Source organism: Rhodococcus wratislaviensis (genome assembly GCF_041228765.1).
Taxonomy (GTDB): Bacteria; Actinomycetota; Actinomycetes; order Mycobacteriales; family Mycobacteriaceae; genus Rhodococcus_F; species Rhodococcus_F wratislaviensis.
This window is the reverse complement of the sequence record NZ_CP150488.1, coordinates 6511267-6523775: the sequence shown is the minus strand read 5'-3', so window position 1 is coordinate 6523775 and position 12509 is coordinate 6511267. Positions and strand designations below refer to the sequence as shown.

Here is a 12509-nt window from a genome sequence, read left to right as displayed (position 1 = left end):
AGCCGCGGGCGTGAAGCGCTACTTCGCGACGTCCACGACCACCCGCGTCGGATCGGACAGGGCCGACACCGTGAAGGGACGGTCCGGTTGCGTCACGCCGATGAACGACTGCGTGACGCCTTCGAACACGAGCGCGCCGTTGACCTCGGTCACCGTGCCGCCGGGAACACCGGGCACCGGGTTGGGGCCCGAGTATCCCTCCACATCACTGTCGAACGGGTACGCCGAGCCGTCGATCTGTACCTGCAGGATGCCGTTTCCCGACACCGGGATCGTCTTGCCGCTGCCGTCCTGCACCGCCTCGTCCACGTACGCGACCCGCCAGCCCGGCGTGCCCTTGCCGCCGAGTTCGTACACCACGCGGTCGAATCCCTCGTGCTCGCCGACGCGGACGTCGGTGACCGTGAGCTTCGCGGACTCGGACGCCGCGGACGATTTCGGTGACGCGTCGGTCGGGATCGGCGCCGACTCGGATTCGAGGGCGCTACTGGTGGTGGCGGCCGCGGCCGGTGACGTCGCCGCCACACTGCTGGCGGAGTTCGACTCCGAGCATCCGGTGAGCGTCAGCGTCAGGGCGCAGGCGGCGAGCGCGGCGAAGGGACCGATCCGGTGGTTGATCATGATCCGATCGTAAGCCGGGTGAGATCAGACTCGAGGGAGCCCCTGGCGTGGCGTCGCGATCGCGTCCAGGTACAGCCAATTGCCGTCCTCACGGACGAATCGGCTGTTCTCGTGCAGCGATTCGCGGTGGCCGTCCAGGACGTAGTGCGCGCGGAACTCGACGGTGCCGGTGGTGTCGAGCAGTCCGCCGCCGCTCGTGCCCAGGATGTCGAGGCGGGTCCAGCGCTGCTCCGGATCGAGGTCCAGGGTCCCGGGCCGGGTGCTCGGATGCCAGGTCGCGAGCAGGTAGTCGGCATCCAGGACGGCGAACGCGCTGAACCGGGATCGCATGAGGCGCTCGGCCGTGGGCGCCTTCGTCTCGCCGCGGTGATACCTCCCGCAGCACTCGTCGTACGGTTCACCGAGCAGGCAGGGGCATCGAACGGTCACGGCTCCAGTATGGACGGCGGTCACACGAGCTTGTGGGTGCGGTCCTTCCAGTACGGCGCGCGGAGTTCCCGCTTGAGAATCTTGCCGGTGGGGTTGCGGGGCAGCAGGTCGACGACGTCGACCGTCGTCGGGCACTTGAACTTCGCCAGACGCTGGCGGGTGTAGTGGATCAGCTCGTCCGGTTCGATATTCGTCCCGGTCACCGGCACGACGACGGCCTTGACCGTCTCACCCCAGTGATCGTCGGGCACTCCGATCACCGCTACCTCCGCCACGGCCGGGTGTTCGACGAGCACCCGTTCGATCTCGGGGGAGTACACGTTCTCCCCGCCGGTGATGATCATGTCCTTGAGCCGGTCCTCGATGAACACGAAACCGTCGGCGTCCGCACGGCCCATGTCGCCGCTGCGCAACCACCCGTCGGCGGTGATGGCCTCCGCCGTCGCCTCGGGCTTGCCGAGATACCCGGGCGTGCGTTGTTCCGAACGCCACCACAGTTCCCCCGTCTCGCCGGGGGCGACGTCCTCGGCGGTGGCCGGGTCCACGATGCGCATCTCCACACCGGGAATGGGCTGTCCCGCCGAGGCCATCCTCTCCTCCTGCGCCTCGTCGCGATGCACCTCGGGTAGCAGAGCGGTGACGACACCCGCGCATTCGGTCATCCCGTACACCTGGACGAACTCCGCCTCCGGCCAGGCGGCGAGCGCGCTGCGCAGCAACGGCAGCGGCATCGGCGCCGCGCCGTACGTGATGCGATGCAGCGCACCGAACGCGGCCACGGCCTGCTCGCCCGCGGCGAGCACTCCGGCGATCACCGGCGGCACGAGGAACGCGATGTTCGCGCCCGCCGCGAGCGCGCCGAACAGGGACGGGGCGTCGGCCTCCCTGGTGAAGTGGCAGCGGGCGCCGGCGTGCACGCCCATGATCGCGTAGCAACTCCCGCCGACGTGGAACAGCGGCATGGCGACGAGCAGGCAGTCGTCGTGCCGCGCGGGCAGGATCTCGAGCACCGCGGTGCTGTGGGCGATCAGGTTGCGGTGGGTCAGCTGAACTCCCTTCGGCCTGCCGGTGGTTCCCGAGCTGTACAGGATCAGTGCGGTGGCATCCGCGGCGACATCCGGCGCCGACTTCAGCACGGACGCCTCGCCGAGCCACGGCTCGAACTCGTCGTGTTCTCCGCCGACGGTGACGATCTGCTCGATGCCGGTCAGCCGGTCGCGGAGCGCCATGACCTGTTGGAGAAACTCGTTGCCCACGAACAGGATCCGCGCCCCGGAGTCGTTGATCACGTAGTCGAGTTCCTCACCGGCCAGTCGCCAGTTGGGAACTGCGGCGGCCGCGCCGAGGAGTGAGGCGGCGTAGGTGACCTCGAGGCAGGACAGATGGTTCTTGTCGACGAACGCGACCGTGTCACCGGCCCCGATTCCGCCCTCCGCCAAGGCTCCCGCGATGTGCAGGATCCGGTCGTGCCATCCGGACCACGTGTATTCGGTGCCCTGGAACTGCACGGCGACGTCGTCCGGACGGACCTGCGCCCAGTGCGCGAGTCGGTCGAAGATGATCTCGTTGTCGGCGTCCGACATGCGCCCACCTCTCGTCTGTGACGTCAGTCACATCAGGCTAGTAGCCGGTGATCCGATCAGTGACGTTTTGCCTCACGCGGCCGAACTGCTTCGGCTCTGTGCGTCCGCGCGTCGCAGCGCGGCGGTGCCGATGGCGCCGACCACGATCAGGGTGATGCCCAGCCAGTCGGGGTCGTTGTCGGTGACGAGCATGGCGATCCCCACGCCGACCACGAACGGCGGCAGGAAGTCGAACAGTTTGACGAGGGGCGGTGCCACCTCTTCCGGTTCTCCGGGCTCCCGCGGCGCCTGCGCGCTCGCCACGTCCGGATACCACTCGGTGAAGGACAGCGCGAACAGCAACGCCCCGATCGGGATGATCCAGCCCGTCCAGAAATTGTCCGGCTGATCGAGGACCAGGTCGCCGTACAGTCCCGCCGCCGCCGACACCGTGAAGGACAGCGCCCACACCAGCGTGATGAGCTGGTTGACCTTGAGGAACAGCGGCGAGGTCCAATACTCCTCGGGTGTGGTCTCTTTCGCGTACGGCAGGGTGAACGGATTGCGCAGCAGCAACGACCCGAACGCGAATGCGACCAGCGCCAGGCTCGACATTTCGCCCGACCACTTCTCCAGCCACGTGATCAGGTCGTCGGAGGCGAACAGTCCGATCGCGGCGAGGCCGCCGAAGTAGAGGATGTCGAACACTTCGAGGGGTTTGAGGGTTCCGTCCCGGCGGTGGCCGAGGAACAGGAACAGGATCGACAACCCGAGAGCGGTGGCGACCGATTCCTCGAACCGCCCGGGGCCGGACAGCAGTGACATCAGGATCCACGGCGCCAGCCCGGCAAACGGTGACTGCAGGAACGCGTCGAGGAACCGCGATCCCGCCCGGGGTTTGGGGGATTCGATGGCCATGAGGCTCTCCTTCGCGCCGGCGATACCGGAATTCTCCCAGGTCGGTACTTCCGTTGTGGGCGTTTCCGTGCGGGTCTCCGTGTCCGAGATCACGTCCGCGAGGATCGAAGATCAGGGTGGTCCCTGATGGCGGGCCGCCGCGGGTGTCGACAAGATGGAGGAGTGCGCCGCGCGTGCACCGTCCCGGCCCGTCACCACGGGGCCGGACCGCCACAAGAGGAATGACGAAAGGCGATCATGAGCACGCATGCCCCCGCTGTCGCTGCCCGTGCTGTCGAGCTGTCCAAGACGTACGGCACCGGCGACACCCAGGTCCACGCGCTCAGCGTGGTATCCGCGGAGTTCGCCCGTGGTGAGTTCACTGCGATCATGGGACCGTCCGGTTCCGGTAAGTCGACGCTGATGCACTGCCTGGCCGGTCTCGACGCGGCCAGTTCGGGTTCCGTCCTCATCGGCGACACCGAGTTGACGACGCTGACGGACAAGCAGATGACGCAGCTGCGACGCGACCGGATCGGCTTCGTGTTCCAGGCGTTCAACCTGGTGCCGACGCTGACGGCACTGGAGAACATCACGCTTCCGCTGGACATCGCGGGCCGCAAGCCGGACGCCGCGTGGCTCGAGAACGTGCTCACCAAGCTCGGACTGCAGGACCGTCTCGAGCATCGCCCCGGCGAATTGTCCGGAGGTCAGCAGCAGCGCGTCGCGTGTGCCCGTGCCCTGGCCGGGCAGCCGGAGATCATCTTCGGCGACGAGCCCACCGGCAATCTCGACTCGAAGTCCTCGGGTGAGGTGCTGTCGATCCTGCGGGCCGCGGTGGACGAGTTCCACCAGACCGTCGTCATCGTCACGCACGATCCCCGCGCGGCGGCCTACGCCGACCGGGTGGTCTTCCTCGCCGACGGCAAGATCGTCGACGAACTGCGTGATCCGACGGCCGATTCGGTACTCGACACGATGAAGCGACTCGACGAGCCCGCCCACGCCCTCGCGTCCGACGCGGCGGTCTGACCGCATGGCGTCCACATCCAGCGCTCCGATGCGCAAGGTGTCGCTGCGCAACCTGGCGGCGCACAAGGTCAGGCTGGCACTGACGGTGCTGTCCGTGGTGCTCGGCACCGCCTTCGTCGCAGGCTCCTTCGTCTTCACCGACACGCTCCAGAAGACGTTCGACTCGATCTTCGAGAACACCGCGCAAGGGGTCGACGTCCGGGTGTCGAGCGAGGAGCGCAACTCCAGCGGAGTGCCCCTCGCCGACCTCGACACCATCACCGCGCTCGGCGGAGTGCGCGCGGTCGCACCTGCCGTCAGCGGGCAGATCGTCCTGATCGACTCCGACGGCGCCGCCGTCCAGACGGGTGGTGCGCCGAGCATCGGCGAGTCCTACCTGCCGCCGGGTCAGGCGCTCGGTGAACCCGACGAATACGTTCAGGGCGGGCCGCCTGCCCAGGTCGGCCAGATGGCCGTCAACGCCAGTGCCGCCGACCGTGCGCAACTGGCGGTCGGCGACACCACCAAAGTTCTCGTGCCCGCTCGTGGCATGGTCGACGTCACCGTCTCGGGCATCTACGACACCGGCAACGAGACCGGCGGATTCATCGGCGCGACGTTCGTCGACTCGCAGGCCCGCGAACTCTTCACCGACGGCAAGCACGTCGAGTACATCGACGTCGCCGGGACGGGTCTGTCCCAGACCGAACTGCGCGACGAGATCGCCGCGGCCCTTCCCGACGCGAAGGTCCAGACCGGCGACGAGGTGCGCGAGGAGACCAAGGCGCAGGTGACGGAGGCGCTGAGTTTCATCAACTACTTCCTCCTCGCGTTCGGTGCGATCGCCCTGCTTGTCGGCACATTCATCATCTACAACACGTTCTCGATGATCGTGGCCCAGCGTCTGCGGGAGCTGGCGCTGCTCCGCGCGATCGGTGCCAGCCGCAAGCAGGTGGGACGTTCCGTGGTCTTCGAGGCCCTCGTGGTCGGCGTGATCGGCAGTGCGATCGGGATCGCCGCCGGCGTCGGCCTGGCCTACGGCCTGCGCGGACTGCTGAACGCGTTCGACGTCGGTCTGCCCGAAGGTCCCCTGCAGGTGGGGCCGCGCACGATTCTCATCGCCCTCGTGGTCGGGGTGCTCGTGACGACGATCAGCGCGTACGCACCCGCCCGGCGCGCGTCCAAGGTGCCGCCGGTCGCGGCGATGCGGGAGGAATTCGCGTCCACCGGTGACTCGCTGCACGTGCGCACCATCGCCGGTGCCGTCCTCGGTGTCCTCGGCGTCGTGGGACTCGTCATCGGATCGCGGGGCACGGGTGGAGGCGCCGCCGCCGTCGTCGGTGCCGGAGCGCTCGGTCTGATCCTGGCCGTGCTGTTCGCCGCCCCCGCGTTGTCCCGGCCGATTGTCGGGGCCCTCGGAGCGGTGCTGGCCAAGCCGTTCGGCCCGGTCGGGCGCCTGGCCCGCACCAACGCCGTGCGGAATCCGCGCCGCACCGCCGCCACCGCGTTCGCGCTGACGCTCGGTCTGATGCTCGTGTCCGTGATCGGTGTGTTCGGCGCGTCCGCGAAGGCCAGCGTCAACCAGCTCGTCGACTCGGGGGTGTCCGCCGACTACGTGCTCACCGGACCCAACCAGATCGGTGTGCCCAGCGGCGCGGCGAGGGCCGTGCGGAACCTCGACGACGTCCAGAGCGCCGCCGCCCTGCATCCGGTGTCCGTCAAGGTCGACGACGAGCAGCAGCAGGGCGCGTCGCTGGACGGCCCGCTCGAGGGCGTCCTCGACTACAAGCTCGTCGAGGGCGGCGCCGATCTGACGGGCAACCACCTCGTCGTGTCCCAGACGACGGCCGCGCAGAAGGGCTGGACGCTGGGGACGACGGTCCCGATGACGAGCGCCGACGGGAAGGTCGTCGACGCCGAGGTCACCGGCGTCTTCGAGGACAACCAGCTGGTCGGCGACTGGCTCGTCTCGGACGACGTGTACCGCCAGGTGATGCCCGCGGCGACCATTCCCGACCTGGCGGTCCTCGTCGACGCGAAGCCGGGTGCGGATCTGACGCAGCTGCGCGCCGACCTCGAATCCGCGACCAAGCAGTTCGTCGTCGTTCAGGTGCAGGACCGGGAACAGTTCAAGGGAACACAGGGGCAGCAGATCGACACTCTCCTCGCCATCCTGTACGGACTGCTCGCGCTCGCCGTCGTGATCGCGATCCTCGGCATCATCAACACACTCGCGCTGTCGGTGGTCGAGCGCAGGCGGGAGATCGGCATGCTTCGCGCGGTCGGAATGCAGCGGTCCCAGATGCGTCGCACGATCTACCTGGAGTCGATGCTGATCGCCGTGTTCGGTGCGGCCGTCGGCGTACTGCTCGGCATCGCGTTCGGCTGGGGCTTCGTGAGCACCCTGAAGGATCAGGGTCTCGACCAGGTGACCGTGCCGTGGGGGCAGGTGGTCGCGATGCTGCTCGGATCGGGCGTGGTCGGCGTGCTCGCAGCACTGTGGCCGGCGAGTCGCGCCGCCCGCACCCGGCCTCTCGAGGCCATCGCCGATCTCTGACCCGTGAGTACTTGTTAACCGCCCGCGGTTTGTTGAGTCTGGGGACATGTGAGACAGATGATGTCTACCCAGATGTGAGACACGCTGCCGTCGACGAGGTGTGAGGCACCTGACTGGTCGTGAACTTGGTTCATGACCGGAACGGATGCCGTCATGGACCTGCTACACGCCCTGCTGGTGCTCGCCCACGCCACCGGCGCCGACATGTTCGACGGGAACTTCGCCCGCTGGTGCGCCGACCACGGGATCTCCCGCGCCACCGCCTACCGACACAAGAAACGGATCGAGGAGGAGGGCCGGTGGACCACCCGGTCCCGCCGGCCCACCTCCTGCCCACACGCCACCCCACTACCGGTCGAGATCGAAATCGTGCGGCTTCGCCTGAACCTGCCCCACCACGAGCGCGGCGCCGACACCATCGCCTACCACCTGCAGGCCGTCGCCGACAAACACCACTGGGCCGCCGAGGGCTGGACCATCCCGTCCCGGGCCACGATCAACACGATCCTCTCCCGCTACGACCTGGTGATCCCGGAACCGAAGAAACGCCCGAAATCGTCGTACCGCCGGTTCTGCTACCGCAACCCCCGCGACTGCTACCAGATCGACGCCACCCAGGTCCGGTTGGCCACCGGCGAGAAGGTCGTCGTCTTCGAGGTCCTCGACGACTGCACCCGCACCCTGGTCGCCACCCGGGTCGCGGACGCCGAAACCGCCGCCGGGGCGATCGCGGCGATCACCGCCGCGTTCACCGGCTTCGGGATCCCGGCGTTGGTGCTCGCCGACAACGGCAGCGCGTTCACCTCCCGCCGCACCAAGGGCGGCATCTCCGGCTTCACCCGGGTCGTGGAGCAGGCCGGGGCCCGGCTGATCCACTCCACCCCGTATCACCCGCAGACCTGCGGGAAGGTCGAACGCCACCACCGCACCTTCAAGCAATGGTTGGCCGCACGGCCCACCACCGCGGCCACCACCGCCGAACTGCAGCAACTGTGCGAGACCTACCAGCGGTTCTACAACACCGAACGCCCGCACAGCGCCGTCAAGATGCCACCGCTGCAGGCCTGGCGGAATGCGGCGATCCACGGTGGGCCACAGCACCTTCCGATCCAACACGACGCCACCGTGCACGCCCTGGTCGTCTCCTCCACCGGCACCGTGTGCGTCGACTCCCGCGCCCGCCTGAGCGTCGGCCGAAAGATGGCCGGGCAGACCGTCACCCTGCTGCGCGACGACGACCACGTCACCGCCTACACCACCGACGGCGACGTGATCGGCCACCTACACCTCGACCACACCAAGCGCTACCAAGGCAAACTCCGCCCCGCCTAAAATCTGTCTCACATCTACGTAGACACCCGTGTCTCACATCTACGTAGACAGCACAAACCGCCCGCGGTTAATAAGTACTCACGGGCGCGGAGCGCATAATGTGGTCGCGTGCAGAGAATTGTGATCGTGGGAGCGGGCCTGGCAGGTCTGCGGACAGCCGAGGAACTCCGGCGGGCCGGATACGAGGGTGACCTGGTTCTTCTCGGCGGTGAACCGCACCTTCCGTACGACCGCCCACCGCTGTCGAAGGAAGTGATGCGCGGGGAGAAGAGCGACACCACGCTCAAGCCGCGGGAGTTCTTCGACGAGAAGAACATCGACTTGCGTCTGGGGGTCGAGGCGGCCTCGGTGGACACCGGATCCCGCATCCTGAGACTCGCCGACGAGACCGAACTCGGCTACGACGAACTGGTGATCGCCACCGGCCTCGTGCCGCGGCGCATCCCGGGGCTGCCGGACCTCGCGGGCGTCCACGTTCTCCGTTCCATCGACGAGAGCCTGGCGTTGCGCGCGGACCTCGCCGAGGGCAAGCGCGCACTGATCGTCGGTGCGGGGTTCATCGGCTGCGAGCTGGCGGCGAGCATGCGGGTCGGTGGTCTCGACGTGGTGCTGGTGGAGCCGCAGCCGACGCCGCTCGCGTCCGTGCTCGGCGAGAAGATCGGCGGATTCGTCGCCCGGCTGCACACCGGCGAGGGGGTCGATCTGCGGGCTGGTGTCGGGCTCACGTCGCTGGTGGGGTCGGACCGGGTTACCGGAGCCGTCCTCGGCGACGGAACCGAGGTGGACGTCGACGTCGTGGCGATCGGGGTCGGCTCGGTGCCGGTCACCGCGTGGCTCGACGGCTCGGGTGTCGAACTGGCCAACGGTGTGGTGTGCGACGGCGTCGGACGCACGGCGGTCCCGCACGTGTGGGCGGTCGGCGACGTGGCCGCGTGGCAGCTGCGGGTGGGCGGCCGCAAGCGCGTCGAGCACTGGAGCAATGCCGGTGAGCAGGCCAAGATCCTCGCTGGGGCGTTGACCGGGACCGGCGACGAGAACGCCGCCGCTCAGGTGCCGTACTTCTGGAGCGACCAGTACGACATCAAGATCCAGGCACTGGGCACGGTAGCGGCCACCGACGAGGTGCACGTGATCAAGGACGACGGCCGCAAGTTCCTCGCCTACTACGAGCGGGATGGCATCCTGGCCGGTGTCGTCGGCGGTGGAATGGCGGGCGGCGTGATGAAGATGCGGGGCAAGATCGCGGCGGGAACTCCGATCGGCGAGGTCCTCGAGGCCGCGTCGGCGTAGGCGGCCGGGCGGGGGCGCGATAGATTCTCGGGGTGATTGTTGCGCTCATCGACTCGGGTCTCGGCATGCTGCCGACGTCGGCGTGGCTGCGCAAGTTGCGACCCGAACTGGATCTGATCCTCGCTCTGGATCCGGACGGGGCTCCGTGGGGTCCCAAGCCGGAACAGTGGGTGATCGACCGCGTTCTCGCGACCGCGCAGCGCTGCCTCGACCGCGGGGCCGAGGTGATCGTGCTGCCGTGCAACACGGCGAGCGTCACCGCGCTCGACCACGTCCGGGAGTTCGTCGGACCGGCTGTTCCGGTCGTCGGCACGGTTCCGGCGATCAAGCCGGCGGCTGCCGCATGTGAGTCGGTGGCCGTCTGGGCGACCGCGGCGACGACGGCGAGCCGGTATCAGGCCGATCTGATCGAGAAGTTCGGGAACGGGAGTTCCGTGGTGGGTGTCGCGTGCCACGGTCTCGCCGAGGCGATCGACCGCGGCGAGCGGGACGCGGCCACCGCAGCCATCGCCTCCGCCGTGGAGCGCACACCCGACGATGTGGGCGGGGTGGTGCTGGGATGCACCCACTATCCGTTGATGGCCGACGAGATCGCGGCTCAGCTCCCCGCCGGGGTGCGGTTGTTCGACAGCGCCGAGGCGGTGGCGACGCAGACTCTCCGCCGCATCGATGCGTTGAACCGTCCGAGCGCGGGGGAGGGCACCGTCGAGGTCTTCCTCAGCGGCAGGCCCGGACGTCTACCCGCGAGCGCCGAGGCGTTCCCCGCCGGTCAGCTGTTGTCGGCGGGGCGTTCTCAGCCGAGCTGAACCATCCCGGCCGCCACGACGCGTGCGACGTTGTCGAGTTCCTCGCCGTGCCGTCGCGGCAGGTCGTCGAGGTCGTGGAGGCGGTCGCTGCCCGCGACGGAGAACATCGCGGCTACCCACGCCGTCGCACAGGCCCGGAGCGTCCCGGGTTGCACGGGGTAGGGCGAACTGGCCTGCAGGAGACGCTCGGTGATGTCGCTGAGGTAGTCGCGGAACCGGCGCAGGTGCGCACGGACGTCCGGGTGGGTCTCGGCCTCGCGCCAGATGATCACGCGCATCACCGACGAGTGGTGATCGCGCAGATTCAGCGCGTTGTCGAGGTTGACGAGGCTGGCGGCGGGGTCGCCCGGCGTCACCAGGGGGCCCACGTCGCCGAAGGGTTCGGTGGGCAGTCTCTCGGACAGCAGCGCCAGCAGGATGTCGGTCTTGGAGGGGAAGTAGTAGAACACCAGTCCTTTCGGGACGTGCGCGGCAGAGGCGATCGATGCGGTGGACGTGGCATCGAATCCGTGTACGGCGATGAGGGATTCGGCGGCGTCGAGAATCAGTTCCCGGGCGTCGCCGTCGATCTTCGCGCTGCGCCGCCGCCGGCCTTTCCGCGGTTGGGGGCCACCGGGCTTACCGAGATGGGGTGTTGGCATGGGCCTTTCCGGACGTGAACGGCGGGGCACAGGCCGTAAGCCTGTGCCCCGCCCCAATCGATGTTCTCGGTGCTGTGGTTGACGGATCAGTGATGTGTCGCCAGCCCTCCGTGTCCGTGCATCCGGGAACTCATCATCGGCAACCCGGTGACAGCCACGACGACTGCCAGGACACCGACGACCCATGCGGTCCACGACGCGCCCGTGAATGCGTCGAAGTTCATCACCCACGGGGAGAGGAACAACAGCACTCCGAAGACGGCCATCGCGTACTCGGCCACAGTCATCTCCGGGCGGCTCATATGGACGAGACCGGAGAGGGCCACGAGTACACCGAGCACGATGAGTGACCACATCGCGGCGTTGTTGGTGTCGAGCCACAACGGCGAGAGCGCCGCGAAGGCTCCGATCACGATCGCCACCACATCTTGCATACGACTCCACGATCTCATGTCCAGCCTCCTCGAAATGGATTGTGTCCACCTCGAGTACACGCCTGATTGACCGACCGATCAATACCTGGCTCGTTGCAGTCGGATAACGCGAACTGCAGGTCAGCGCATGTTTTGTGACCTTTGTTCTCGCGGTCGGGCGACTGTCGGTGTCCTGTGGGACAGTGTCTTCGTGACGTCCACCGCAGACGACGTGAAGCGCGCACTCGGCGAGTTGTCGAAGAAGGCCGACGCCATCAATCTGGCACGGTTCTTCAAGACCGGTCCGGGGGAGTATGGGGAGGGCGACGTCTTCATCGGCGTGCGGGTTCCCGCGACGCGCAGCGTGGTTCGTGCTCACGCCGATCTGGACCTTCCGGAAGTGACGGTGCTGCTCGACAGTCCGGTGCACGAGCATCGACTGGCAGGGCTGCTGGTACTCGCGACGCAGTTCGACCGGGCGGCGAAGGCAGGCGACGACGCCCTGCGTGAGAAGATCGCGTCTTTCTACCTCGACCTGGTGATGCGGGGACGGGTGAACAACTGGGATCTGGTGGATTCGTCCGCCGACCGGATCCTGGGTGCGTGGCTGTACGACCGGCCGCGCGACCCGGTGTTCGCGCTGGCCGCGGACGACGACCTCTGGCGGCGCCGCGTCGCGCTGCTCAGTACGTTCGGTTTCATCCGCCGGGGCGACGCCTCCACGACGCTCGAGGTCGCGGAGTCCGTCCTCGGTGATCGCCGCGACCTCACGCAGAAGGCGACGGGGTGGATGTTGCGCGAGGTCGGCAAGCGCGTCGATCGCGACCTGCTCACCGGTTTCCTCGACCGGCACGCCGCGGCGATGGGCCGCACCGCCCTGACGTACGCGTGCGAGCATCTGACCGCCGAGGAGCGCGCGGGCTACCGCGCGATGCGGTGACCGGATACCC

General features: G+C 68.2%; 12 protein-coding genes. 6 read left to right on the top strand and 6 right to left on the bottom strand.

Annotated elements, in window-relative coordinates; genetic code table 11:
- Positions 1–18: 18 nt before the first annotated feature.
- The 4 genes from WKC72_RS30230 to WKC72_RS30215 all read right to left on the bottom strand — a co-directional run bounded on the left by WKC72_RS30230 (position 19) and on the right by WKC72_RS30215 (position 3623).
- Complete coding sequence (locus WKC72_RS30230; RefSeq protein ID WP_037244487.1) at positions 19–621, bottom strand: hypothetical protein; 603 nt, start codon at positions 619–621, stop codon at positions 19–21.
- Between the two features lie 24 nt (positions 622–645).
- A complete protein-coding gene (locus WKC72_RS30225; RefSeq protein ID WP_037244489.1) occupies positions 646–1074 on the bottom strand; it encodes a YchJ family protein in 429 nt (142 codons plus the stop codon).
- A complete protein-coding gene (locus WKC72_RS30220; protein WP_112302163.1) occupies positions 1071–2633 on the bottom strand; it encodes a long-chain-fatty-acid--CoA ligase in 1563 nt (520 codons plus the stop codon). Before WKC72_RS30220 ends, WKC72_RS30225 begins: the two co-directional genes overlap by 4 nt.
- 72 nt (positions 2634–2705) lie before the next feature.
- Positions 2706–3623: a hypothetical protein gene (locus WKC72_RS30215; RefSeq protein ID WP_370180628.1), complete on the bottom strand. Its 918-nt coding sequence runs from the start codon at positions 3621–3623 to the stop codon at positions 2706–2708.
- A gap of 144 nt (positions 3624–3767) precedes the next feature.
- Here WKC72_RS30215 and WKC72_RS30210 point away from each other — a divergent pair, with 144 nt between their 5' ends.
- The 5 genes from WKC72_RS30210 to WKC72_RS30190 all read left to right on the top strand — a co-directional run bounded on the left by WKC72_RS30210 (position 3768) and on the right by WKC72_RS30190 (position 10505).
- Entirely contained in the window at positions 3768–4541 is a 774-nt protein-coding gene (locus tag WKC72_RS30210) for an ABC transporter ATP-binding protein (RefSeq protein WP_370180627.1), read from the top strand.
- 4 nt (positions 4542–4545) lie between these two features.
- Complete coding sequence (locus WKC72_RS30205) at positions 4546–7077, top strand: ABC transporter permease (RefSeq protein ID WP_112302165.1); 2532 nt, start codon at positions 4546–4548, stop codon at positions 7075–7077.
- A 132-nt stretch (positions 7078–7209) separates the two neighbouring features.
- On the top strand, positions 7210–8409 hold the full coding sequence (locus WKC72_RS30200) for a DDE-type integrase/transposase/recombinase (protein ID WP_255221699.1): 1200 nt from the start codon (positions 7210–7212) through the stop codon (positions 8407–8409).
- 108 nt (positions 8410–8517) lie between these two features.
- The gene (locus WKC72_RS30195) at positions 8518–9699 is read left to right on the top strand and encodes an NAD(P)/FAD-dependent oxidoreductase (RefSeq protein ID WP_370180626.1); all 1182 of its coding nucleotides are present in this window, start codon (positions 8518–8520) and stop codon (positions 9697–9699) included.
- A 32-nt stretch (positions 9700–9731) separates the two neighbouring features.
- Positions 9732–10505 carry a glutamate racemase gene (locus WKC72_RS30190; RefSeq protein WP_037244503.1) on the top strand — a complete coding sequence of 258 codons (774 nt, stop codon included), beginning with the start codon at positions 9732–9734 and terminating at the stop codon, positions 10503–10505.
- Here WKC72_RS30190 and WKC72_RS30185 read toward each other — a convergent pair.
- Positions 10493–11146, bottom strand: a complete 654-nt coding sequence (locus WKC72_RS30185) for a TetR/AcrR family transcriptional regulator (protein WP_009479291.1) — start codon at positions 11144–11146, stop codon at positions 10493–10495. The two genes, WKC72_RS30190 and WKC72_RS30185, sit on opposite strands and share 13 nt — an antisense overlap.
- A gap of 86 nt (positions 11147–11232) precedes the next feature.
- Positions 11233–11598: an SPW repeat protein gene (locus WKC72_RS30180; protein ID WP_025432213.1), complete on the bottom strand. Its 366-nt coding sequence runs from the start codon at positions 11596–11598 to the stop codon at positions 11233–11235.
- Positions 11599–11707: 109 nt separating this feature from the next.
- Between WKC72_RS30180 and WKC72_RS30175 the strand changes: the two genes are divergently transcribed.
- Positions 11708–12499 (top strand): DNA alkylation repair protein, encoded by a 792-nt coding sequence (locus WKC72_RS30175; protein WP_370180625.1) that lies wholly within the window; start codon positions 11708–11710, stop codon positions 12497–12499.
- The last annotated feature ends 10 nt before the right edge of the window (positions 12500–12509 follow it).

What these genes read in the sequence shown, in the direction of transcription:
- WKC72_RS30205 (WP_112302165.1), top strand. Translation starts at nt 4,546, where the DNA reads ATGGCGTCCACATCCAGCGCTCCGATGCGCAAGGTGTCGCTGCGCAAC.
- WKC72_RS30230 (WP_037244487.1), bottom strand. Translation starts at nt 621, where the DNA reads ATGATCAACCACCGGATCGGTCCCTTCGCCGCGCTCGCCGCCTGCGCC.
- WKC72_RS30180 (WP_025432213.1), bottom strand. Translation starts at nt 11,598, where the DNA reads ATGAGATCGTGGAGTCGTATGCAAGATGTGGTGGCGATCGTGATCGGA.
- WKC72_RS30175 (WP_370180625.1), top strand. Translation starts at nt 11,708, where the DNA reads ATGTTTTGTGACCTTTGTTCTCGCGGTCGGGCGACTGTCGGTGTCCTG.
- WKC72_RS30220 (WP_112302163.1), bottom strand. Translation starts at nt 2,633, where the DNA reads ATGTCGGACGCCGACAACGAGATCATCTTCGACCGACTCGCGCACTGG.
- WKC72_RS30185 (WP_009479291.1), bottom strand. Translation starts at nt 11,146, where the DNA reads ATGCCAACACCCCATCTCGGTAAGCCCGGTGGCCCCCAACCGCGGAAA.
- WKC72_RS30200 (WP_255221699.1), top strand. Translation starts at nt 7,210, where the DNA reads ATGACCGGAACGGATGCCGTCATGGACCTGCTACACGCCCTGCTGGTG.
- WKC72_RS30210 (WP_370180627.1), top strand. Translation starts at nt 3,768, where the DNA reads ATGAGCACGCATGCCCCCGCTGTCGCTGCCCGTGCTGTCGAGCTGTCC.